We start from the raw sequence: 23,121 nt of genomic DNA, 5'->3' as shown, positions 1-23,121 counted from the left end.
TGTGTGTGATGTGGATACATATTGTGATATTTATGGTGATTCTTGGAGCTTTTCTTGCCGGAAAGCTGGGGCGTCTGCCGCCGTGGGCAGGGAATGCAGAAGGACAGAAACTTTTTATCCTGGTAGCGCTTGCCGGAAATATCATCGGAATGCTTCTGACCGTTCAAAGTGGCGGAGGTACGGTGTATTCATCCGGATACCGTATGGAAAAAGAGGAGACAGGTGCTTACGAAGAGAAATTCATAGTATCTGTAGACGGAAAAAAAGCCGGCTCCCTGTATGTGCAGGTGCCGGAAAAGGAAACGGAAAAGTCCGGGGAAGAGCCGGAAACTGAGAAAGAACTGAGCGAAGAACAGCAGCGCGAGAAAGAACTGCAGGATATGATCGTACAGTATAACCAGAAAAAGAATGATCCCAGGTACTATTATCTTCCGGAAGAATGGAATGGAAAACACCTGGAATGGGAGCAGCCGAAGGATACAACCGGAAATCTGATTTCCGCATTGGGACTGGTTGCGGCAGCAGCAGTGGTAATCGCAAAAAGAAGAGAAGAAGAATCTGTTCAGATAAAGAGAAGAGAACAGATGCTGATGGATTATCCGGGGCTGGTTATGAAATTCACTCTTCTGGTACAGGCAGGTTTAACTGCGAGAAAGGCATTTCAGAAAATTGCCATGGATTATGGAAAAAGAGAAGAGGGAAATAAACGCGCAGCATATGAGGAAATCCGTACAGCATGTTATGAGATGGACAGCGGCGTTTCGGAAGCAGAGGCTTATCGTAGATTTGGAGAGCGGTGTGGACAGGTAAAATATAAAACGCTGTCAACACTTCTGATTCAGAATCTTCAGAAAGGAAGCCGGTATCTGTCTGATTTACTGGAAAAAGAATCTGTGGAAGCCTGGGAGGAAAGAAAAAGAAAGGCAAGAGTACTGGGCGAGGCGGCAGCAACGAAACTGCTTCTTCCGATGGTACTGATGCTTCTGGTTGTGATGGCAGTAATTATGCTGCCGGCCTGTCTTTCCTTTTACGGCGGATAGAAGAACCGTGTGAAAACACAGAAATGAGAGGTGACAAATGAAAAATATCTGGAAATATATGAAAGAATTTGTGGCGGAAGAAGATGCAGTGGGAGTTGTGGAGATTATTCTGATTCTGGTGGTTCTGATCAGTCTGGTTGTCATCTTTAAGCAACAGCTCACTTCGCTTGTTAAAAATATCCTTTCAAAAATCACCAAACAAAGTAATTCAATCTGAGAAGGATAAAAAACGGTAAGCGATGATTTACCGTTTTGGAAAGGAGAGGTACCCTTTGGCAAAGACAGTGAAAAAAGGCAGTATTACGATTTTTCTGGCGCTGATTCTGAGTGTTGTTCTGTCACTTGTATGTGCCAGTATCGAATCTGTACGTATGTCAGCTGCCAGGACGCAGATACTGAACAGTATGGATATCGGACTTTATTCCCTGTTCGGGCAGTACGACAGGACACTGCTTGAAAATTATGATCTGTTCGCATTCTATGCAGGTGGAAAAGATGAGGTAGATATGGCCTCTGTGTATGATAATTTTGAGTCCTATATGAAACCTGTATTAAAACAGAACAGTCAGAAACTGGAACTTTTGCAGGGAGGATTTAATGGATACCGTCTGCTGACTGACGGAGACGGAGAAGTTTTTTATCAGCAGGCTGCCGGTTATATGCGGGAAACACTCGGAAGTCAGGGGGTACAGATCCTTCTCGAAAAACTGAAAGACCAGGAAGAAAAAACAGACGAAGCGCAGAGAAAAGGAGAACAGTCTGAAAACGGTGGAAGTCTGGATTCCTATGATTCTGAGATTTCAAATGCGGCGCAGAAAAGTGAAGAAGCAAAGAATAACCAGGAGAATCAGAAGGAACAGGGAGATTTCGGAGATGGAGGAAGTGGAGATGATTTTACCGGTGGAGCAGATACAACCGTAGAAAATCCGATTCCGGTTATCAGAAGAGTCCGAAAAATGGGACTTCTCGATCTGGTAGTTCCGGCAGAACGTGGAATTTCAGATGCTTCCACAGACAGGAGAACATTGGCGTCAGGAAGAAAACTTCAGACGGGAATGGTAATGAATTCGGATATTCAGTCAGATACTTCCTATACTTCAGGAATTCTGTTTGGCCAGTATCTGCTGAAAAAACTGGGAAATTATCGAAAGCCTGCGTCTTCGGGACTGAACTACCAGGTGGAGTATATTCTGGGAGGAAAAAACAGTGACCGCGAGAATCTGAAATCTGTAGCAACAAAACTGCTTCTGATCCGTCAGGGCGTGAATATGGCATATTTAATTTCTGACGGAGGAAAACGTATCCAGGTAGAAACACTGGCTCTGGCAATTGCATCGGGTTTTTTGATTCCGCCGGCAGCAGTAGTAATTGAAGCTGCACTGATATTCTGCTGGGCGTTTGCGGAAAGTATTCTGGATGTGAGGGAACTGTTTGCAGGCGGGCATGTTCCGCTTGTAAAAACAGCAGCAGACTGGCAGCTATCTCTGGAAAATCTGGCGCATATTCTGGACAGGCTGGATTCTTCCAGAAAAGATTCCAGTGGAGGGATGTCTTATGAGGATTATCTCCGGGTTCTTCTTATGGCAAAAGGAAAACAGGAAAAAGTTACGAGAGGAATGGATATGATTGAATGTGCGATCCGTGAAAAAGGAAAAAGACCGGGATTTCAGATGGATCATTGTGTTGTTGCACTGGAAGCATCCGCAGATGTAAAAGCAAACAAAAAGAAAATATTTACGGTTACAAGGCAGTATGCCTATGAATAGAAAAGGAGGTGCACAGGGATGCTTTTTCAGAAAGAAAAAGAAGATAAAAATCAGATAAACAGACTGGATCAAAAAAGAGAAAGGCGCTCTCAAGGAAGGTTATTTCTGTTTTCCCCGATAAGCAGAAAACCGCTTTCTGAAAAAGTATCCCCGTGCACCTTTTTAAAGAAAGCAAGTCTTACACTGGAGACTGCACTGGTTTTGCCAATGTTCTTTTTTGGAGTGATTGCACTGATTTCATTTATGGATATTTACAGAGTCCAGACAGAGCATCTGACTGGTTTATGCCAGAAAACAAAAGAGGCAGGAATGTATGCTTATGGAACTGGCAGTTCCGGAGCAGAAACTGTTACATTGCCGGATGTATATTCCTATCAGCCTATCGGTGGTCTGATTCCGCTTCCAAAAATATGGTTCCACAACACGGTAAAGGTTCATGCATGGACAGGAGTGCTCTATGAAGAAGGAAATGATGCAGTGGAAAGCCAGCCAATGGTCTATGTGACAGAGTCTGGAACCGTGTATCACAGAACACTTGGATGCAGTTATCTGAATCTGTCTGTGCAGCAGTTATCCGGATCTTCGGTAAAAAATCTCAAAAATACATATGGGGAAAAATATCAGGCATGTGAACTTTGCAGTCGCGGGCAGGAACCGGCGGGAACTGTGTATATTACAAAAAAGAGCAATCGTTTTCACAACAGGGAAAGCTGCAGTGCACTGAAACGGTCTGTGCGAATGGTAAAAGAAGCAGAAGTATCCGGTGAAATGAGTGCCTGCGGGCGCTGTGGTTAAAAGGAGGAAGACTATGGACAGGCTGGAAATCTGTATGACTGTATTCCTGGGAATTAATACATGGACAGACATTCGGAAAAAAGAAATTTGTGTTCCGGTATTAAGTGTTTTTCTTGCAGGGGGAATTCTGTGGAGAATATGGGAAGGAACGTTTTGGGCAGATGGGCTGATTTCTATGGGAGCAGGTACAATTGCGGCGGTGATATCGGTGCTGACCAGGGGGGAAATCGGATTTGGAGACGGACTTCTGATTCTGGCAATGGGATCTGTACTGAAAAGTGGAGAATTACTGGGAGTACTCTGCGCTGCGCTTTTGCTGTGTGGAATCTATTCAGGCCTGCAGCTTCTGGTGTTTAAAAAGAAGCGTGATACGGAAATACCTTTTGCACCGTTTCTGCTGGTCGGATATCTGGGAGGAATACTTTTATGAAAAAACTGAAAAAAGGAAGTTTTACAATAGAAGCGGCATTATTGATGCCGTTGATCCTCATGGTGTTGATGGGGCTTCTGTATCTGGATTTTTTTGTACATAACCGGGCATGGCTGACGTCAGCGGCATATGAGGCGGCAGTCAGTGGAAGTATGGAAGGTTATAAAAAAGACGGAGACATATATGAAAAAGCAGATATTCAGGGTAGAATGCTTGGGAGTACCGGACTTCCGGGTGGTGAAAACCTAAGTATGCAGACCAGTGCAGGGAAAACCGTACAGGTAACCTATCAGATGGATGTACCGGCTGGTTTTCTGTCACAGAAATGGAAGATTGAAGTTTGCGGAAAGGCAGCTGTTTTGCGTCCGACAGGATGGATACGTAAAGTGAAGGGAACGGTGGATGTTTTGGAAGAGGTGAAAAAATAAAATGAAATCAGAATATAAGAGAGACATGAATCATAATTATCTGATTCTGACAGGAGAAGAGGCAATTGATACCAATTCCTATCAGGTTCGAATGATTGTGGCAAATGCAGTACCGGATCTTCTTCAGTGCCGGATTCAGGGGATAGATGGAAAATTCATGGTGTATTACGATGTGACTTCCAGGCATTCAATGACTGCTCTTTTTGAAGAAAAAAAGATTGGGATGGAAGAACTTCAGGTAATTCTGGGAGGATTTGTCCAGGTTATGGAAGCAATGTCCGAGTATCTTCTGAATCCCTGCCAGTTGATTCTGGAACCGGAATATATTTATCTGGATGCGGAAAAACAGAATGTCCGGTTCTGTTATCTTCCAGGATTTCACAGCGAGATACAGAAACAGTTTCAGAATCTGGCTGAATATATTCTTCCAAAGCTGAATCATGAAGACGGAAAAGCGGTTATGCTGGGATATGGCGTATACAGACGTGCACTGGAAGATAGTTTTCACCTGGAGTATATCAAAGAAGAACTTTATAAAGTGAAAAATGGAAAGGCATCAGATTTTGCCGCATACGAAAAAAAGAAGCCATTTAAGCAGGCAGAGAAAAGCCAGGAAGAGCATAAAGAACAGGAAGAACTCTGGCAGATGGAAAACTGGAACAGAGAAGACCTGGACGGGGTGGAAAAAAAGAAAAAGGACAGTAAGCCAAATAACAGAGAGGTGAAAAAAGAGAACAGGGACAGACTGTGGAAAACGGCAGGGTTTCTTTTGGCACTTCTGATTCTTCTGGGAATTACTGCGGGAATGGCGGCAGGATATCTTCCAAGAGTAAGCACCGGCGTATTTCTGTCTGTGATTCTGGGGTTGATGGTCCTTGGAATGCTGAGTTATATTCTGATGAAAAAGATTCCTGAGAAGAAACAGAATCCTCATGAGGAAACAGACAGGATCAGAGATTTTCAGGAAAAGAATATTTATGAGATTCCGCAGGAAAAAGAAAAACAGCCGGAAATAAAAGAGCACGAAGTATCAGAAGAAAATACGGAGTGTTTTGGAGAGACCGTAGTTCTTTCGGCAGGAATAACAAAGGGACCGGCTACTCTGGTCAGCCATGAGCCAGGAGAGCTGGCAACCATATATCTGGACCGGGATATTACAGTAATCGGAAAGCTGGAGACTGCAGCGGATGCAGTGATCAATATGCCTACCGTAAGCCGTATCCATGCAAAGATTCGAAAAAGAGATGGGGAGTATTATCTGACAGATCTGAATTCCAGAAATGGAACATCTGTTAATGGCCAGATCCTGAAAAACGGAGAAGACCGCCTTCTGGAAGACGAAGATGAAGTGGATTTTGCACAGGCTCGTTATATTTTTTTGAAATAACAGAGCGAAAATATCAGGTTTATGTCGTATTGTATAATGGACCACAGGTTGTCTGTATAATGGAAATCTGTTAAAATAGTCCAATAGATTTGAATTTTCAGATTATAACGGCGCAGTTTTTGAGACTATCATGAAAAACTGCAGAAAAGAGGACTAAAGTGGAAGAAATAAAGAGAGAACCTGTGACTGCACTACTGATTTTGTTGAATACTCTTATTTTTCTTATTGTGGAATTCACCGGTGGTTCAGAGAATGGACAGCATATGCTGGAATGTGGTGCTGTTTATGCACCACTTATCATAGAGCAGGGACAATGGTATCGCATGATTACCAGTATGTTTCTGCATTTCGGTGCGCCACATCTGATTAATAACATGCTGGTACTGTTTGTTCTGGGACAGCGCCTGGAACCAGTTACCGGAAAAATGAAATTTCTGCTGATTTATATTCTTGGAGGACTGGGCGGGAATCTGATTTCTCTGATCTGGGATATGCGGACAGGAAATTATTCACTGTCAGCAGGAGCTTCCGGAGCTGTTTTTGCAGTGATGGGTGGAATGATTTATGTGATCATACGTCACAGAGGAAGAGTCGCAGATTTGAATATGAAGCAGATGCTGCTTATGGCTGCATTTTCTCTTTATTTCGGCTTTGCAAGTGGTGGAGTAGATAATGCAGCCCATGCAGGCGGTCTGTTGTGTGGCTTTATTGCTGCTGTAATCGTTTATCATCCAAGAAAAATATGGAAAACGGTTCCCTGACCAGGAGTACTCTCTATGGAGATACTGCCGTGATGAGCTTCAATAATCTGTCTGGAAATGGCAAGTCCGAGGCCGGTGCCAGATTCTTTTGTTGTGAAAAACGGCTGAAAAATATTGTCCAGCAGTTCTTTTGAAACCCCGCATCCATTGTCTTTAATATCGATACAGATACCGGATTTTTTGGAAAAAGCAGATACGGAAATTTTTCCGCCGGGAACAGGAACGGCTTCCCATGCATTTTTCAGAAGGTTCAGCAGCATTTCCCGGATTCGAATTTTGTCAAGCATTAAAACTGGAAGAGATTCCGGGATATGGGATTCAAAAGTAATACCCAGATAATCAAGAGTAGGTTTGATGGAAGAAATTACTGTTTTCAGATAATCGCAGGTATCTGTGGCTTCCAGCCGGATACGTCCTGCATTATTAAAAACAGAAAGATCATCAAGAAGATCTGTTACATAAGCGAGATTATCCATGACATCGTTCCAGTGGTCGTAATCTTCAACTTCTGGATGAGCGGAAGAAATCATCTGGAGTTCACTGCTGATCAGTGTTAGAGGATTTCGGATTTCATGAGAAAATTTGGAAAGTGTGTAATGAAAATCGTTTTTTAATTTACTGACTGTGTCATCGTTGCACATATTATCACCTCGGAGAAATATTAACATCAGAAATTTCAAATATCAACAAGAACAGTATTGAAAAAATCGACAAAATACGACACAATAAGAATAAGTGAAAATATTTTCTGAAACAGGAGGGCAATAAAATGGGAGATTGTATATTTTGTAAAATTGCAAATGGAGAAATTCCGGCAGCAACACTTTATGAGGACGAAGATTTTCGGGTAATTCTTGATCTGGGTCCTGCCAGCAAGGGGCATTCACTGATTCTTCCAAAGAAACATGCAGCCAATATTTATGAGCTTCCGGATGAAACTGCAGGAAAAGCTATGATCCTTGCAAAAAAAATGGCTGGCAAGCTTAGCGACGCACTGAATTGCGATGGCTTTAATATTGTGCAGAACAATGGAGAAATTGCGGGACAGACTGTATTTCATTTTCATATGCATCTGATTCCGAGATATAAAGGAGACGGAGTTGGACTGACCTGGACTCCGGGAGAACTCAGTGATGAGGTGAGAGACGAAATTCTAAAAAAGGTCAGAGACTAATCAATACCTACTAAAGAGGAAAAATGAAAAATCAGACATATGAAGAGTTTTACCTTAAGTATCGAAAAATATCCAGAGCATATGCATACGGAGTTTTGCATGACTGGAACATATCCGACGATGTCAGTCAGGATGTACTCTACAAAATGTATACCAAGCGGAAACATCTGAATATTGATAATGAAAAAATGATGTATTCTCTGATACGGAGAGCATCGGTGAATAAGGCGATGGATTACAAAAAGAAATCCAGTTTCCGGCATGAAGTTATCTGCACAGCCGACGTTACAGAAGTTCTGAATGTATATAAGACGGTTGATGCGGAAGAAGAACTTCTGCGTAAAGAGAAGAATAAATTTATGTATATGGTACTGGAAAGATTTCGTGAGGAGCAGCCTGTTAATTATGACATTCTGATTCAGGTTAAATATCTGGATGTTCCCGTTGAAGTAGTTGCAGAAGAGTACGGACTGACCAAAAGTGGCGTTAATAACAGGATATATAAGGAAAAGCGCTGGCTGAAAGAAGAATTTCGGAAAGTATACGAATAAAAAAAGAAAACCCTGCCGTATCTGAAAAAGAAATGGCAGAGTTTTCTGTATGAGAGCGGTGTGTCAGGAACGGGCACACTCTTCAATAAGATCGGTAATCTTGCTGATAGAATCCACACGGCCGTTTCCTGCCATGGCATCTGTATATTTCTGGCGGTCAGTATAAAGCTGGCGGATTGTATCCAGAAGTTTGGCTTCTGTGATTTCTTCTTCCTCCAGTACCATGCTGAAGCCCTGACGTTCGAAAGAACGGGCATTGAGAATCTGATCACCACGGCTGGCTTTTGCTGAGAGTGGAATCAGAAGATTAGGCTTATGAAGCTCGCGGATTTCGCAGATTGCGTTGGCACCTGCACGTGAAATTACGATATCAGCCATGGCGAACAGATCTGGAAGCTCATCCTGAATATATTCATACTGAACATATCCGGCAGTACCGTTAAGGCTTTCATCTGTTTTACCTTTTCCGCAAAGATGGACAACCTGGAATTCTTTCAGAAGTTCAGGGAGAATTTTGCGTACATTATCATTGACGGAGGCTGCACCAAGGCTGCCACCGATGACCATAAGTACCGGTTTGTCCGCTGTGAAACCACAGAATTTGCGTCCGGCTTCGGCACTTCCGGAAAGAAGTTCCTGGCGGATTGGAGTTCCTGTAAGAACTGCTTTTTCGGCAGGAAGATTTGCAACTGTCTCAGGAAAATTACAGCAGATTTTAGATGCTGAAGAGAGACAGAGTTTATTGGCAAGACCCGGGGTCATATCGGATTCATGGATAAGAGCCGGAATTTTTAAGCGTTTTGCAGCAATTACAACTGGAACGGTAACGAATCCACCTTTGGAGAAAACAACGTCCGGTTTCAGCTCTTTGAGAATTTTTCTGGCCTGGCTGAAGCCCTTCAGGACACGAAACGGGTCAGAAAAGTTTTTGAGATCGAAGTAACGTCTCAGCTTTCCGGATGAGATTCCATAGTAGGGAATTCCCAGTTCTTCGATCAGTTTTTTTTCGATTCCATTATAGGAACCGATATAGGAAATTTGATAACCAAGCTCCTTGAGCCTTGGAATCAGGGCAATATTTGGAGTTACATGGCCGGCAGTACCACCGCCGGTAAGTACGATGTGTTTCATTTGGATTCCTCCTGAATAGTCATATATACTATCATTAAATATGAACTCTAACGGAGGAATTGTCAAGGAAAGATACGATTGCAGGAGAAAAATAATGGTAGATTTCAGGGATGATGAACTGAAAAAATGGTTGGCAGAAGAATACGAACGAGAAATCGACGAAATGGAAAAAGTGCTGTTTCCGGATGGAGTCCTTCCAGATGACGGGGAAACAGAAGAAGAGGCAAAAGCTGCTTATCAGAAACTTGTAGCGAGGCTGAAAGCAGATGGGGTTTATGAAGAAGATGAAGAAAATGGCAGCAAAGAGGCTGATGACCATAAAGCAGATACAAAGGAAAAAATTGTCTATCTTCCTGAAAAAAGGCATCATAAACTGGCCCGTGTGGCGGCTGTGGTGCTTGTATGTGCAGCAGGCGTATTCGCCGCAGGAATGACCAGCCAGGCGAATCGGAGTTATTTTATTGATTCTGTGAAGATATGGACGGGAAATGATACGAGCATTAGTATAGATAATGATGCGACCAGTGATGAAGTTGAGAGAGATGAGCAAGGTGCGATTGATGATATAAAAAATCAAATGGGATTTGATAAAATTCCTAAATTTATGTATCGTCCCGAAAATTTTAAGTATAAAGATTATTTAATCCATTCCAATACAGGTATTGCATTAATGGAATACTGTTATGGAAAATCTGTTATAACGGTTTATATCAGTGATTATAGAAATAACAGTAAGACAACGGATTATGTTCTTGATGGGCAGATAATAGAATCATTAAAAATAAAAGATGAAAAATTTGAAATTGAAATACGAAAAGTAAAAGATAAGCAGGATAAGAAAGAAAATTATGTTGCATATTGGAAAACAGATAGAGCATTTTATCAAATCAGCGGAAATATGGAAGAAAAAGAATTTATAAAATTAATAGAAAATATACATTTTTAAGAGAGCATTTTATTTTAATATCGTATAAGTTTATGTAATGGAAGTTACAGGAGTGAAGGGAGCAAGTATGATAGGAAAAATGAAAAGAGTGCTCGGAATCTTATTTTTAGTATTATGTCTTGGTAGTATAGGTGTAGTTACTGCTTCAGCCGGAGAAATAGCCGATAGTGATCTGGAAACAGATGAAGATTTTGCTGAAGATACAACGTATAGCATGTTACGTGGAAATAATCTGAACTTTGGAACTACAGCTATCAATAAATTGGCCAGCAATAAAGTTGCCATCTCAGGAATTACACAGTGCCATCATGTCTGCAGTACAGTTTATTTGACTTTAACACTGGAGCGAAAAGTGAAGGGAACATATTCTACATATAAGAGTTGGGAATTTACAGCCTCTAATGCTACCAATCTTGATAAAAACTTAACAGTACTTGTACCAAGCGGCTACTACTACCGTGTACGTGGCTATCATGCAGCAAAAGACGGAAGTAAAGAATCTGTCTCAACCTTAACCAAAGGCGTTCTGGTAAAATAACAATCATCAAATAAAAAAATCCAAAATTCAATCCCCGGTGATGTTCACCCCCTTTTAAAAAAAACAAAAATCCAGTAAACTTACATTACCTTCGCCGGGGAGAATTCAAAAATTCTGAAATATTCTGAAAAATAAAAACAATTCTCCAAAAATCAATTCTAAAAATTCGATATATTCCACAAAAAGACTGTCAAAAATAAAACATTTCGTGTATAATAAATACAATAACAAGCCGTTTCTAAACAGAATGTCCGTTAATTCTGTTTGAACACGTTATTTTATAAATTGCGGTGTTTCAGGAAATTCTCTGTATGATTGCCAGATTCAGCGCTTTCTGTGATACAGAAATTTTTAAAACACCGGACGGAAAAGGGGGCTTATGCATGAAGATAACATTTATCGGCGCAACGCATGAGGTGACCGGAAGCTGTTATTATCTGGAAGCGGCGGGCCGGAAGTTCCTGGTAGATTATGGAATGGAACAGGGACCGGACTACTACGAAAATAAGGAATTGCCAGTAGCTCCAGGTGATCTGGATTTTGTGCTTCTGACGCATGCACATATGGATCATTCAGGAAATCTTCCCGCTTTGTATGCCAAGGGTTATCAGGGACCGATCTATGCAACAGAGGCGACCTGCAATCTCTGTGATATTATGCTTCGTGACAGTGCACACATCCAGATGTTTGAGGCAGAATGGAGAAACCGTAAGGGCCGCAGAGAAGGCAAGCCGGAATTTGTACCTGCTTATACTATGGAAGATGCCATGGGAGTGCTTCGGAATTTTGTCAGATGTCCGTACGATAAGATTATTAAACCTGCAGAAGGAATAGAGGTACGTTTTGTAGATGCAGGACATCTTCTTGGTTCCAGCAGCATTGAGATCTGGCTCACCGAGGATGATAAAAAGGAAAAAATCGTATTTTCCGGTGATATCGGTAATCTTAATCAGCCGCTGATTAAGGATCCGGTATATATTAAAGAGGCAGATTATGTTGTTATGGAATCTACCTATGGAGACAGAAGTCACGGAGAGAGGCCGGACTATCCGGCTATGCTGGCTGAGATTATCCAGAGAACCTTTGACAGAGGAGGTAATCTGGTAATTCCGTCCTTTGCAGTAGGCCGTACCCAGGAGATGTTGTATTTTATTCGTCAGATCAAGGAGATGGGTCTGGTCCATGGACACGATGGATTTACCGTATATGTAGACAGTCCTCTTGCCAATGAGGCAACTACGATTTTCAGTGAGAATGCCTACACCTGCTATGATGAAGAAGCGATGGATCTTTTAAAGAAGGGGATTAATCCACTGTCTTTCCAGGGTCTGAAGACGTCAGTTACTACAGATGATTCCAGAGCCATCAATTTTGACGAAAACTGCAAGGTGATTATTTCCGCCAGCGGTATGTGCGATGCAGGACGTATCAAGCATCATCTGAAACACAATCTGTGGGACCCGAGAAATACAGTACTTTTTGTAGGATACCAGGCAATTGGAACACCTGGCCGGGCTTTGCTGGAAGGTGCCACAGAGATGAAACTGTTTGGTGAGACTGTGCAGGTAGCAGCGGAAATCTGTAGGATGCCCGGAATCAGCGGCCATGCAGATGTAAACGGGCTTCTGGACTGGGCGAAGGCATTTGAGACGAAACCGAAGCATGTGTTTGTCACACATGGAGACGATACGGTAACAGAGGTTTTTGCACAGAGACTGAGAGAAGAACTGGGATATGATGCCACAGCGCCGTTCAGCGGAACCGAATATGACCTTCTGGAGAATAAATGTATCCATGAAGCTGTGGGAGTCCGTATTGTAAAGGCAACCGCTTCACCGAAGACAACCAAAGCTGCACGTGCATACGAGAAACTTCTGGCTATGGGACGCCGCCTGATGACCATAATCCGGAAGAATGAAGGCTGCCCGAACAAAGATCTGGATCGTTTTGCAAGAGATATTCAGTCACTGTGTGATAAATGGGACAGAACGGATATCTGACAGAAAAAAATCACCCTGCGGAAAATCTTCGCAGGGTGATGATTTAACAGAATCTCTGATTGGCAGATCAGCCTTCGTTCAGTGCCTGACGGATAGCTTTTGCCAGCTGATCCGGACATGAAGTAGGCTTGAATCCACAGCGTATTCCTTCCAGACGGCTGATTACTTCATCTGCATCCATTCCTTCTGCAAGATGGGCAACGCCCTGAGTATTTCCGGAACATCCACCTGTGAATTTGATGTTGTGAACTTTCTTATTATCGTCGATCTCGAACTCAATTCCCTGAGCACAGACACCTTTTGTCTTATAAACCATGAATGGTACCTCCTTATATTTATTTGCTGTTCACAAAGTGAGCAGTGACTTTCTGTATCTTCCGATTATATCATCTCTCAAAAAAAGTTTCCATAAAAAATAAAATTTGTTATAATGAACGTTGTAGAAAAAGAAAAAGCACTTCTGGGCAGAAAAAAACAGAAACTCAGAGGGATACTATATTGAAAGAGAGGATTTACAGATCATGAAATGTGTTGGAATTATAGGTGCAATGGAGCAGGAAGTTGCAAGACTGAAAGAAGTTATGGAGAATGTTTCCATTACAACAAGAGCTGGCATGGATTTCTATGAAGGAATTCTGGAAGGAAAGAAAGTAGTAGTAGTACAGTCCGGAATCGGTAAGGTAAACGCGGGAATGTGTACCCAGATTCTGGTGGATCTTTTTCAGGTAGAGGCTGTAATCAATACCGGTATTGCAGGCAGTCTGAATAATGATATCAACATCGGAGATATCGTACTTTCCACAGATGTTCTTCATCATGATATGGATGCAACAGGATTTGGATATCCGAAGGGACAGATTCCGCAGATGAAGGAATTTTCCTTCCAGGCAGATGAGTGCCTGCGTAAAATTGCTCACAATGTATGTGAGGAAGTAAATCCGGAAATTCAGGTTTTTGAGGGAAGAATTGCTTCCGGAGACCAGTTTGTATGTGATCAGGGCGTGAAGGATGCCATTGTAAAAGAATTTGGTGCATATGCAGTTGAGATGGAGGGTGCGGCAATTGGACAGGCAGCAGCCCTTAACGGGGTACCGTTTCTGATTATCCGTGCAATTTCCGATAAGGCAGACAACAGTGCAAATATGGATTATCCTGCATTTGAGAAACTTGCCATTGAGCATAGTGTCCGCCTGACACAGGGAATGCTGAAACAGATGGCATAATAGGGATATCCGCTTTACAGGCAGAACGGGAACCGTCGTATTTCTGCTGCATATACTGGAAGAGATAGCAGAGAGAGGACATAAGGACTGTTATGCTTTATCGAGATTTTTATCCGTTTTATGCTGCACAGGGGAATCCTGTTTTTTATAATGAAGAGCGGGAGCAGGAGAGAGAATTTGATCTGATGAGATCCTACTATCCGGATACAGCCAGAAAGATTCAGGAGAAGGCGGAAGCACAGTGTCAGCTTCTGGATTATGAAGGCAGCCGTCTTTATGATGAATATCCGGATCGTTTCATGCTTTATCATATATGCAGCCAGATAAAAGAGGAAATGGCAGCAGATACCAGTGCACAGGAAATGCCGGGAGGTTTTCTGGATGATCTGATTGAAGTACTGGTATATCAGGAGATTTCCAGAAGAAGATGCAGAAGACGGAGATGCAGGTCGTATTTTCCACGTTGAAAATACGCTTACCCCTGGATGAGGACAGAATCAATGACAGGTTCGTCCAACATCTGTCCATATACAATAAAACAAAAAATGAATATAATGGAAGTATGATGAAAACAATAAGGGAATTTTTAGAAGAACAGATTAATGAACAGCTGATTCAGGCTGTTGTCAGCGGCCGCAGGACCGGCGAGGGACCTTCCAAGGTGAAGCTTCGTCCTGTGGAGCTGAAAGGAAAGATTTTTTACCAGGCGTCCATGACTGAGGGGCCGAAGGTTTATCATAAGAATTATTCAAGAGAAGAGATGATTGATTATCTGGAACATGCCATGGAGGAATTCCGACAGCTTCAGGCAACCGGACGCAGTCAGGATGGAAGCATTCTTATCAGCAAAAAAGGAAAGGCAACCATCAAAACCAAACATCATGAAACCACACAGAATGAGAAGGTAAAGATTGCGCCCCACAACCGGGTAAAACAGTATATTCTCAAGGAGGGAACGGCAGCCCCGTTTCTGGTAGACCTGGGTGTGATGACAAAAGACGGGAAAATTGTTGCTTCCCGATATGATAAGTTTAGACAGATTAACCGTTTTCTGGAGTTTATCCGGGATATTCTTCCGAAACTTCCAAAAGACAGAGAGATTACGATTCTGGATTTTGGATGCGGAAAGTCCTATCTGACATTTGCGATGTACTACTATCTGCGGGAGCTGGAGGGATTCGATGTAAATGTCATAGGTCTGGATCTGAAAGAAGATGTGATCCGTCACTGCAGTGAACTTGCCAGATCTTACGGTTACGACAAGCTGCATTTTTATCAGGGAGATATCGCCGGATATGAGGGCGTTTCTTCTGTAGATATGGTGGTGACGCTTCATGCCTGCGACACAGCTACAGATTTTGCCCTTGCGAAGGCGGTGGAATGGGGGGCACAGGTAATTCTCTCGGTTCCGTGCTGCCAGCATGAACTGAACCGTCAGATCAGAAATGAAACTTTACAGCCGATTATGCGATATGGGATTCTGAAAGAGCGTATGGCGGCACTGATTACAGACGGTCTGCGTGCCGAATTGCTGGAAAGTAAGGGATATGATACGCAGCTGCTTGAATTTATTGATATGGAACACACACCGAAGAACATTCTGATCCGTGCAGTAAAAACCGGAAAGAAAAAGAGCAGGGACAGTTTTGCGGACTCCATGAAAGCTCTTCACGTGAATCCTACACTGGACAGGCTCCTCTATCCGGATGAGTCAGCCTCACAGAAGGGAGAGTGACATGAAAAAAATCCTACGCAAGGGAGCAATACTGCTGGTGATTTTTGTGGCAGTTGTGGCAGGTACGTCACTTCTGATGAACAGTCAGTCTACGGATAACCGTTCTGATATGAATGATGCCACGCTTCCGGAAGTAATGGTAAAAATTGGAAGCACGCAGGCGAATAAAATGTATGGCTATAAGCAGCAGATGCAGACAGATTTTATGCGTGGCAGTATTACACCGTTGGATACAACCAAAAAGGTGACTTTTGAAATCAATCCATATTCAGATACAGTAACAGGACTTGCTTATGAAGTACGGACTTCAGATGGAAGCAAGGTTATGGAGAACCGTAAGATCAAGAATCTTACAAAAGAAGAAAATGGATATCTGAGTACGGAGATCGAAATAGGAAGCGATCTTCGCATGAACCAGGAATATTCCATGCAGATTACACTGGATACCAATGAGGGAGAAGTTTATTACTATACCAGGGTGGTTTCCAGAACGCAGTTGAACACAGAGGAGTATCTTCAGTTTGTAAAAGATTTTTCTGTTAAATGTCTTGATAAGGAACAGGCAGATACCCTGGCCGGTTACCTGGAAGCGGAAGATACATCCAGTGGAACGAATTTTAATAATATTACGATTAACTCAGGACTGTCCAACATCAGCTGGGGTTCACTTTCCCCAAAACTTTATATGGAAGGCGTTCCGCTGATTGATGATATCAATGAGACGACCGCAAGTATTACACTGAATTATCAGATTTCCGCACAGAATGATGAGGATAAAACCGAAATTTATGATGTTACGGAATTTTACCGTATGCGTTACACAGAAACAAGAATCATGCTTCTTGATTTCAAACGGTCTGCAACAAAAGTTTTTGATCCATCTCAGACAGTTGTTTCGGATGCAGGCCTTCTTCTTGGAATCCGGGACAAAAATGTCACCTATGCAGTAAACGGCGATGGAAAAATTGCTGTTTTTGAACAGGATGGAGATCTCTGGTCTTATGCACCGTCAAGTGGTAAGATTACAAGAATCTTCAGTTTCCGCAAGGATGAAGAGAATGATTCGCGATATGTGCGAAACGAGCACGATATCAAGATCATTCGTGTGGCTGATAATGGAGATGTGGATTTTGTATTATATGGTTATATGAACCGCGGTGTTCATGAAGGATACAGCGGTGTCTGTGTCTATCATTACAACAGCGACCGGAATGTGGTAGAAGAAAAAGTTTTCATACCAAGCACGGAATCTTACGAGTTTCTGAAAGAAGATCTTGGTACGCTTACTTATGTAAACAAAAATAATCAGCTGTTTCTGCTTTTTGCCCAGAAACTTTATCAGGTAGATATTGAGACGGGAACTTCAGAGGTTCTGGAAGAAGGTATCAAACAGAATCATTTTGTGGTTTCCGATACCAAGGCACATGCCGCATGGCTGATTACCTCCGGAGATGACCAGGGGAAAATCAGGGAGATTGAATTTGATTCACTGAAAACAAGAGATCTTTCCCCGGAGAATGGGCAGAAACTGCGGGTTCTGGGATTTATGAATGAAGATCTTGTATATGGAATTCTTTCGGATGCGGACATCCTTACCGATGCCAACGGACATGAGACAGAAGGTCTCAGTACTTTCCGCATTGAAAGTTTTAAAGGCAAGGTAAAGAAAGAATACCATCAGGACGGACTTTATATCACAAATGTAACTGTCGGCAGTACCATGATGGAGTTTGAGCTTTCTGCCAAATCCGGAAATGCCTATGCTGTTCAGAAAAAAGATAATATCATGAATAACAAAAAAGCATCCGGAAGTCAGGTGGATGTAGCTCTGATTACTACAAACCGTGCCGGAACCATGATTCGTTTGACCATGAATCAGAAACCGGAAACCGATAATCCGCTGCTTGTTTATTCAAAAATTGAAAGTACAGAGGATTCACCGGTAACACTGGACACTACAGTTCCACAGGGAGAACTCTACTATGTCTATGCATATGGTACGCTTGACCGGATCTATACAGATCCTGCGGCTGCTGTAAAACGTGCAGATGACCAGACAGGAGTTGTTCTTAACCGTGCCCAGCAGTACGTATGGGAACGTGGAAATAAGAAGACAAAGATGCAGCTGAATATAGAGGATGTACCGGAAATCATACGTACAGCCAACTGGAAAAAGAAAGAGCTTCAGGATGGCCTGGGAGATGCCGGAACCGTGATTGACCTGACTGGCTGCAGTCTTGACAGTGTTCTTTATGAGGTAAGTGCCCAGAGACCTGTAATTGCCAAAACAGGAGAAAATTCCAGTGTGGTGATTGTAGGGTATGATGAATACAATACGTATCTTTATGATCCGTCTACAGGACAGACAGCGCCATATGGACTGAATGACAGTACAGCACTGTTTGAAAGTGCGGGAAATGTATTTCTTACTTATATAGAAAATATTACCGAGTAATATAAAAAATGGCCGGACAGAGGCCCTGGGGTTACAGCAGAATGGCATACGGGAAATCCCGTTTGGCATAAATCGGAAAACGTGGTGAAACATACACCCGTTTTCCGGAAAAAGCGCGACAGGAAAGGGGAAAATGCAATGTTAAGTGAAAGTATCAAAAAACTGGTGCAATATGGAGTGGAGAGTGGTATTACACCGGAATGTGAAAGAATCTATGCAACAAATCTTCTTCTGGATGCCTTCGGTGAAAGCGAATATACAGAACCGGAGACAGAATATGCTAAAATTGACCTTGAGGAAACTCTGAATGAGCTTCTTGATGAAGCTGTAAAGAGGGGCATTATTGAGGACAGTGTCGTATACAGAGATCTCTTTGATACAAAACTTATGAACTGTCTGATGCCACGTCCGGCGCAGGTGCAGAAAGAGTTCTGGGATGCTTATAAAGAAGATCCGGAAAAAGCTACGGATTTCTTTTATAAACTGAGCCAGGACAGCAACTACATCAGACGTTACCGTGTGAAAAAAGATCAGAAGTGGACAGTAGACAGCAAATATGGTAAGATCGATATCACCATCAATCTGTCCAAACCGGAAAAAGATCCAAAGGCAATTGCAGCTGCCAAACTGGTGAAGTCCAGCAGTTATCCGAAATGCCTGCTTTGTCCGGAGAATGAAGGATATGCAGGAAGGGTGAACCATCCGGCGAGAGAGAATCACAGAATTATTCCAATTACGATTAATGACAGTCCATGGGGCTTCCAGTATTCCCCATATGTTTACTACAATGAACATTGCATCGTATTTAACAGCAAACATACTCCGATGAAGATTGAGAGAAATACATTTATCAAGCTGTTTGATTTTGTGAAGCTGTTCCCGCATTATTTCCTTGGTTCCAATGCAGATCTTCCGATTGTTGGTGGTTCTATCCTGAGCCATGATCACTTCCAGGGCGGACATTATACGTTTGCCATGGCGAAGGCTGAGATTGAGAAACATGTGACGATTCCGGGATATGAAGATGTGGAAGCCGGTATTGTTAAGTGGCCGCTTTCTGTTTTACGTATTCGCAGTAAAGATGAGAAACGACTGATTGATCTGGCAACACATGTGCTGGCGAACTGGAGAGGTTATACAGATGAAGCGGCATTTGTTTTTGCAGAGACAGATGGGGAGCCTCACAATACGATTACACCAATTGCACGTAAAGTGGGAGATACTTTTGAACTGGATCTGACACTTCGAAACAACATTACAACAGACGAGAATCCCCTTGGTGTTTATCATCCTCATGCACAGTATCATCACATCAAGAAAGAAAATATCGGTCTCATTGAGGTTATGGGACTGGCAGTTCTTCCGGCTCGCCTGAAAGAGGAACTGGAACTTCTGGAAGAGTATATTTTAAGCGGCAAAGATATTGCTTCCAACGAGAAGATTGAGAAACATGCCGCATGGGTTGCAGAATTTCTGCCGAAATATGAGAAACTTGACAAAGATAATATTCAGGAAGTTCTCCGCAAAGAAGTGGGCAATGTATTTGTTCACGTGCTGGAGGATGCCGGTGTTTATAAATGCACACCAGAGGGCAGAGAGGCATTTATGAGATTTATCAACACTCTGTAGTATACGGAGGCGCACCGGTGATGGGTATGTATTTCAGGAGGAGTTTATTTATATGAAAAAAACACAGAGAACCGGAAAAGCCTTTCGAATAAAATGGCTTGTACTGGCACTTGCTGCGATGGCACTGATTCTTATGCCAGCTGCTTCGCAGAAGGTATCAGCAAGTAAACTTGTTTATACTGTGAAGTTTAATAACAATTCCGGTACCAGTAAAAGCAAAACCTATACATCATTGACACGGAATGTCACACTGAACACAACGATTAAGCTTCCGTCCGTTCCGAAAGCAGTCGGTTATCAGAACCTTGGCTGGACCACACAGAAAGGAAGCACCAAGGTTGTATATAAGGCCGGCGCAAGTGTAAAAGTCAAAAAAGATATGACACTGTATGCGGTTCGCAGAAAGAGCAAGTACTATACAGTAAGTTTTTATCTCGGAAACGGAAGCACCAATGCTGCCTACAAGAAACTTACCAAGAGTGTGGAAGAGGGCACTTATTATACATTGCCTTCCGTACCGTCCAGAACTGGTTATGTAAACCTGGGATGGTCCACAACCAAGAATGGCAAGTCTTCCACCGCAAAAAAAGCAGGAACAAAGATCAAGATAGCAGGCAACATCAAATACTATGCAGTGCAGATGCAGTCAGTCAGTGTAAATCTCTGCAAGGCAAACGGAACCGTATGGAAGACGGTAACGCTTGGAAAAGGCGGATACCTGAAGCTTCCTTCCGCATCCAATGCATCAGGATATACGTTTATGGGATGGTCGAAGACTAAACGCTCCGGCTCAGCGGCAGCTCCGGATTATGAAGCAGGCGAACTTTTGAAAGTCAGCAAAAACACCGGCCTGTATGCTACAGTATTTAACCGCTCTAAAGAGAGAGATATTACAGCAGATGAGATGGCACGCCCGGCTGTCGGAATGAAATACAGCAAAGTGATTTTTGTAGGAGATTCCCGTACAGTTGGAATGTATGCAACACTGAATAAGCAGATCGGCAGTTCATCGTCCAGTGGAGTTTCCTTTGTGGCAAGTGCAGGCCAGGGCCTGAGCTGGTTCCAGAGTGAAGGCTATGCAAAATTGCTTAAAGAGGTTGAGAAAGCCGAAGGATCTCTTCCGGTGGCGGTAGTCTTTAATCTTGGTGTAAATGATATGGCGAATGCAAGCAATTATGTAAGCTATATGACCAATATTGCATCTACACTGAAAAGTAAAAACTGTAAACTGTTTTACATGTCTGTAAATCCGCTTAACAGTACCATGATTACGAAAGCAGGAAAAGGAAGCCGAACAGAGGCACAGGTCAGAGAGTTTAACAGCAAGATCCGCTCGGGACTTTCTGCAAATTACAAGTATATTGATACCTACAGTGTACTGATGAAAACCGGATACGGAACCAACGCTTCTTATAATGGGGAAGACAGTGTCAGTGACGACGGACTTCATTATACAACCAAAACATTCAAGAGAATCTATTATTACTGCGTGATTTATCTGAATACAGGAAGCATTGATTCATTCTATTATTAACGGTTTGACAGCAAAGCTGATCCCGCATACCGGAATCTGTCCGGTATGCGGGATTTTTTATCCCTGTGAGAATTACTCCTTGCACGAACCATAAGAATAGTCTATACTTAATTCGATACGGACATTTGGAAGTCCGCAGGGACGTGTAATCCTGAATATGAGGAATGAGGTATAGATTATGAAACTGACAACAGTGAAAGAAATTTACAGAAACCGTGAACAGTATCTCGATAAAGAGATCACCGTAGGCGGCTGGGTACGAAGCGTTCGTGATTCCAAGGCTTTTGGCTTTATCGTACTTCATGATGGAAGTTTTTTTGAGACTCTTCAGATTGTATATCATGACAATATGGAGAATTTTGCAGAAGTTTCCAAACTGAATGTTGGAGCAGCCATCATTGTAAAAGGTACACTGGTAGCTACCCCGCAGGCGAAGCAGCCATTCGAGATCCAGGCAACAGAGGTATCCGTAGAGGGAACTTCCGCACCGGATTATCCGCTGCAGAAGAAGCGTCACAGCCTTGAATATTTAAGAACTATGACCCATTTAAGACCGAGAACCAACACTTTCCAGGCTGTATTCCGTGTACGTTCTCTCTGTGCATATGCCATCCATAAATTTTTCCAGGAGAGAGGCTTTGTTTATGTGCATACACCGCTGATCACAGGAAGTGACTGTGAAGGTGCCGGAGAGATGTTCCAGGTAACAACACTTGATCCTGCGAACATGCCGATGACAGAAGATGGAAAGGTAGATTATTCACAGGATTTCTTTGGAAAAGAGACCAACCTTACTGTAAGCGGCCAGCTGAATGGTGAGACTTATGCACAGGCATTCCGTAACATCTACACATTCGGACCGACTTTCCGTGCAGAGAATTCCAACACAACCCGTCATGCAGCTGAGTTCTGGATGATCGAGCCGGAGTGTGCATTTGCAGATCTTCAGGATGATATGGAGCTTGCGGAAGCTATGCTGAAATATGTGATCCGTTATGTCCTTGAGAACGCACCGGAAGAGATGAATTTCTTCAATTCTTTCATAGATAAGGGACTTCTTGACAGACTGAACCATGTGCTTAATTCTGAGTTTGCACATGTAACTTACACAGAGGCTGTTGAGATTCTTGAGAAAAACAATGACAAATTTGACTATAAGGTATTCTGGGGATGCGATCTTCAGACAGAGCATGAGCGCTATCTGACAGAACAGATTTACAAGAGACCGGTATTTGTTACTGATTATCCAAAGGAAATCAAAGCATTCTATATGAAGCTGAATGAGGATGGCAAGACAGTTGCAGCTATGGACTGCCTTGTACCGGGAATCGGAGAAATCATCGGAGGAAGCCAGAGAGAGGATGATTACGGTAAACTGAAAGCACGTATGGACGAGCTTGGACTGAAACCGGAAGATTATGACTTCTATCTGGATCTTCGTAAATACGGTTCTACCCGTCATTCCGGATTTGGCCTTGGATTTGAGAGATGCGTTATGTATCTCACAGGTATGGGTAACATCCGTGATGTGATTCCGTTCCCGAGAACTGTAAAGAACTGCGATCTTTAATGATTGCGTGTAAGGAATACACAAGGGA

23 protein-coding genes are annotated in these 23,121 nt (G+C 42.7%); 20 read left to right on the top strand and 3 right to left on the bottom strand.

Going from position 1 to position 23,121, the window contains the following annotated elements:
- Window positions 1-8 precede the first annotated feature (8 nt).
- The 8 genes from G5B06_RS07095 (at window position 9) to G5B06_RS07060 (ending at window position 6,607) form a co-directional block, all read left to right on the top strand.
- Window positions 9-1,040 carry a type II secretion system F family protein gene (locus G5B06_RS07095; protein ID WP_148445941.1) on the top strand — a complete coding sequence of 344 codons (1,032 nt, stop codon included), beginning with the start codon at window positions 9-11 and terminating at the stop codon, window positions 1,038-1,040.
- A 37-nt stretch (window positions 1,041-1,077) separates the two neighbouring features.
- The gene (locus G5B06_RS07090; protein WP_173762360.1) at window positions 1,078-1,257 is read left to right on the top strand and encodes a Flp1 family type IVb pilin; all 180 of its coding nucleotides are present in this window, start codon (window positions 1,078-1,080) and stop codon (window positions 1,255-1,257) included.
- A gap of 55 nt (window positions 1,258-1,312) precedes the next feature.
- Window positions 1,313-2,806 carry a DUF5702 domain-containing protein gene (locus tag G5B06_RS07085; RefSeq protein ID WP_243278976.1) on the top strand — a complete coding sequence of 498 codons (1,494 nt, stop codon included), beginning with the start codon at window positions 1,313-1,315 and terminating at the stop codon, window positions 2,804-2,806.
- Window positions 2,807-2,824: 18 nt separating this feature from the next.
- On the top strand, window positions 2,825-3,601 hold the full coding sequence (locus G5B06_RS07080; RefSeq protein ID WP_148445937.1) for a hypothetical protein: 777 nt from the start codon (window positions 2,825-2,827) through the stop codon (window positions 3,599-3,601).
- A gap of 13 nt (window positions 3,602-3,614) precedes the next feature.
- Window positions 3,615-4,031 carry a prepilin peptidase gene (locus G5B06_RS07075; RefSeq protein ID WP_148445935.1) on the top strand — a complete coding sequence of 139 codons (417 nt, stop codon included), beginning with the start codon at window positions 3,615-3,617 and terminating at the stop codon, window positions 4,029-4,031.
- The gene (locus G5B06_RS07070; RefSeq protein ID WP_148445933.1) at window positions 4,028-4,459 is read left to right on the top strand and encodes a TadE family protein; all 432 of its coding nucleotides are present in this window, start codon (window positions 4,028-4,030) and stop codon (window positions 4,457-4,459) included. The genes G5B06_RS07075 and G5B06_RS07070 overlap by 4 nt, the downstream gene beginning before the upstream one ends.
- 1 nt (window position 4,460) lies before the next feature.
- Complete coding sequence (locus G5B06_RS07065; RefSeq protein WP_148445931.1) at window positions 4,461-5,846, top strand: DUF6382 domain-containing protein; 1,386 nt, start codon at window positions 4,461-4,463, stop codon at window positions 5,844-5,846.
- A 158-nt stretch (window positions 5,847-6,004) separates the two neighbouring features.
- Complete coding sequence (locus G5B06_RS07060; RefSeq protein ID WP_294413919.1) at window positions 6,005-6,607, top strand: rhomboid family intramembrane serine protease; 603 nt, start codon at window positions 6,005-6,007, stop codon at window positions 6,605-6,607.
- Here the strand turns inward: G5B06_RS07060 and G5B06_RS07055 are convergent.
- Window positions 6,574-7,248: a two-component system sensor histidine kinase NtrB gene (locus G5B06_RS07055; protein WP_173771627.1), complete on the bottom strand. Its 675-nt coding sequence runs from the start codon at window positions 7,246-7,248 to the stop codon at window positions 6,574-6,576. The genes G5B06_RS07060 and G5B06_RS07055 overlap by 34 nt on opposite strands.
- Window positions 7,249-7,376: 128 nt before the next feature.
- Here G5B06_RS07055 and G5B06_RS07050 point away from each other — a divergent pair, with 128 nt between their 5' ends.
- Together G5B06_RS07050 and G5B06_RS07045 are read left to right on the top strand one after the other, a co-directional pair.
- The gene (locus G5B06_RS07050; protein ID WP_173771626.1) at window positions 7,377-7,781 is read left to right on the top strand and encodes an HIT family protein; all 405 of its coding nucleotides are present in this window, start codon (window positions 7,377-7,379) and stop codon (window positions 7,779-7,781) included.
- Window positions 7,782-7,804: 23 nt separating this feature from the next.
- Window positions 7,805-8,332, top strand: a complete 528-nt coding sequence (locus G5B06_RS07045; protein WP_173771624.1) for an RNA polymerase sigma factor — start codon at window positions 7,805-7,807, stop codon at window positions 8,330-8,332.
- Window positions 8,333-8,395: 63 nt separating this feature from the next.
- Here the strand turns inward: G5B06_RS07045 and G5B06_RS07040 are convergent, their stop codons facing one another.
- Window positions 8,396-9,463, bottom strand: a complete 1,068-nt coding sequence (locus G5B06_RS07040; RefSeq protein WP_173762355.1) for an undecaprenyldiphospho-muramoylpentapeptide beta-N-acetylglucosaminyltransferase — start codon at window positions 9,461-9,463, stop codon at window positions 8,396-8,398.
- A gap of 94 nt (window positions 9,464-9,557) precedes the next feature.
- On the opposite strand from G5B06_RS07040, the gene G5B06_RS07035 reads away from it, so the two are divergent.
- The 3 genes from G5B06_RS07035 to G5B06_RS07025 all read left to right on the top strand — a co-directional run bounded on the left by G5B06_RS07035 (window position 9,558) and on the right by G5B06_RS07025 (window position 12,947).
- On the top strand, window positions 9,558-10,409 hold the full coding sequence (locus tag G5B06_RS07035; RefSeq protein WP_173762354.1) for a DUF4367 domain-containing protein: 852 nt from the start codon (window positions 9,558-9,560) through the stop codon (window positions 10,407-10,409).
- Between the two features lie 67 nt (window positions 10,410-10,476).
- The gene (locus G5B06_RS07030) at window positions 10,477-10,947 is read left to right on the top strand and encodes a DUF6147 family protein (protein ID WP_180215121.1); all 471 of its coding nucleotides are present in this window, start codon (window positions 10,477-10,479) and stop codon (window positions 10,945-10,947) included.
- 383 nt (window positions 10,948-11,330) lie between these two features.
- Window positions 11,331-12,947: an MBL fold metallo-hydrolase RNA specificity domain-containing protein gene (locus G5B06_RS07025; RefSeq protein WP_173771622.1), complete on the top strand. Its 1,617-nt coding sequence runs from the start codon at window positions 11,331-11,333 to the stop codon at window positions 12,945-12,947.
- 67 nt (window positions 12,948-13,014) lie between these two features.
- Here G5B06_RS07025 and G5B06_RS07020 read toward each other — a convergent pair whose 3' ends face one another.
- Entirely contained in the window at window positions 13,015-13,263 is a 249-nt protein-coding gene (locus G5B06_RS07020) for a TIGR03905 family TSCPD domain-containing protein (RefSeq protein ID WP_173762352.1), read from the bottom strand.
- 205 nt (window positions 13,264-13,468) lie between these two features.
- Here G5B06_RS07020 and G5B06_RS07015 point away from each other — a divergent pair, with 205 nt between their 5' ends.
- The 7 genes from G5B06_RS07015 (at window position 13,469) to asnS (ending at window position 23,093) form a co-directional block, all read left to right on the top strand.
- On the top strand, window positions 13,469-14,170 hold the full coding sequence (locus G5B06_RS07015) for a 5'-methylthioadenosine/adenosylhomocysteine nucleosidase (RefSeq protein ID WP_148445914.1): 702 nt from the start codon (window positions 13,469-13,471) through the stop codon (window positions 14,168-14,170).
- 92 nt (window positions 14,171-14,262) lie between these two features.
- Entirely contained in the window at window positions 14,263-14,637 is a 375-nt protein-coding gene (locus G5B06_RS07010) for a hypothetical protein (protein ID WP_148445912.1), read from the top strand.
- 98 nt (window positions 14,638-14,735) lie between these two features.
- Window positions 14,736-15,905 carry a class I SAM-dependent methyltransferase gene (locus G5B06_RS07005; protein ID WP_173771631.1) on the top strand — a complete coding sequence of 390 codons (1,170 nt, stop codon included), beginning with the start codon at window positions 14,736-14,738 and terminating at the stop codon, window positions 15,903-15,905.
- Window position 15,906: 1 nt separating this feature from the next.
- Window positions 15,907-18,360: a hypothetical protein gene (locus tag G5B06_RS07000; protein WP_148445910.1), complete on the top strand. Its 2,454-nt coding sequence runs from the start codon at window positions 15,907-15,909 to the stop codon at window positions 18,358-18,360.
- A gap of 138 nt (window positions 18,361-18,498) precedes the next feature.
- A complete protein-coding gene (gene galT / locus G5B06_RS06995; protein ID WP_173762351.1) occupies window positions 18,499-19,989 on the top strand; it encodes a UDP-glucose--hexose-1-phosphate uridylyltransferase in 1,491 nt (496 codons plus the stop codon).
- A 52-nt stretch (window positions 19,990-20,041) separates the two neighbouring features.
- Window positions 20,042-21,523 (top strand): InlB B-repeat-containing protein, encoded by a 1,482-nt coding sequence (locus G5B06_RS06990; RefSeq protein WP_173762350.1) that lies wholly within the window; start codon window positions 20,042-20,044, stop codon window positions 21,521-21,523.
- Between the two features lie 178 nt (window positions 21,524-21,701).
- Window positions 21,702-23,093 (top strand): asparagine--tRNA ligase, encoded by a 1,392-nt coding sequence (gene asnS, locus G5B06_RS06985; RefSeq protein ID WP_173762349.1) that lies wholly within the window; start codon window positions 21,702-21,704, stop codon window positions 23,091-23,093.
- Window positions 23,094-23,121 lie beyond the last annotated feature (28 nt).

Source organism: Blautia luti, from assembly GCF_013304735.1.
Classification (GTDB): Bacteria; Bacillota; Clostridia; order Lachnospirales; family Lachnospiraceae; genus Blautia_A.
This window is presented reverse-complemented; position numbering and strand designations above follow the sequence as displayed.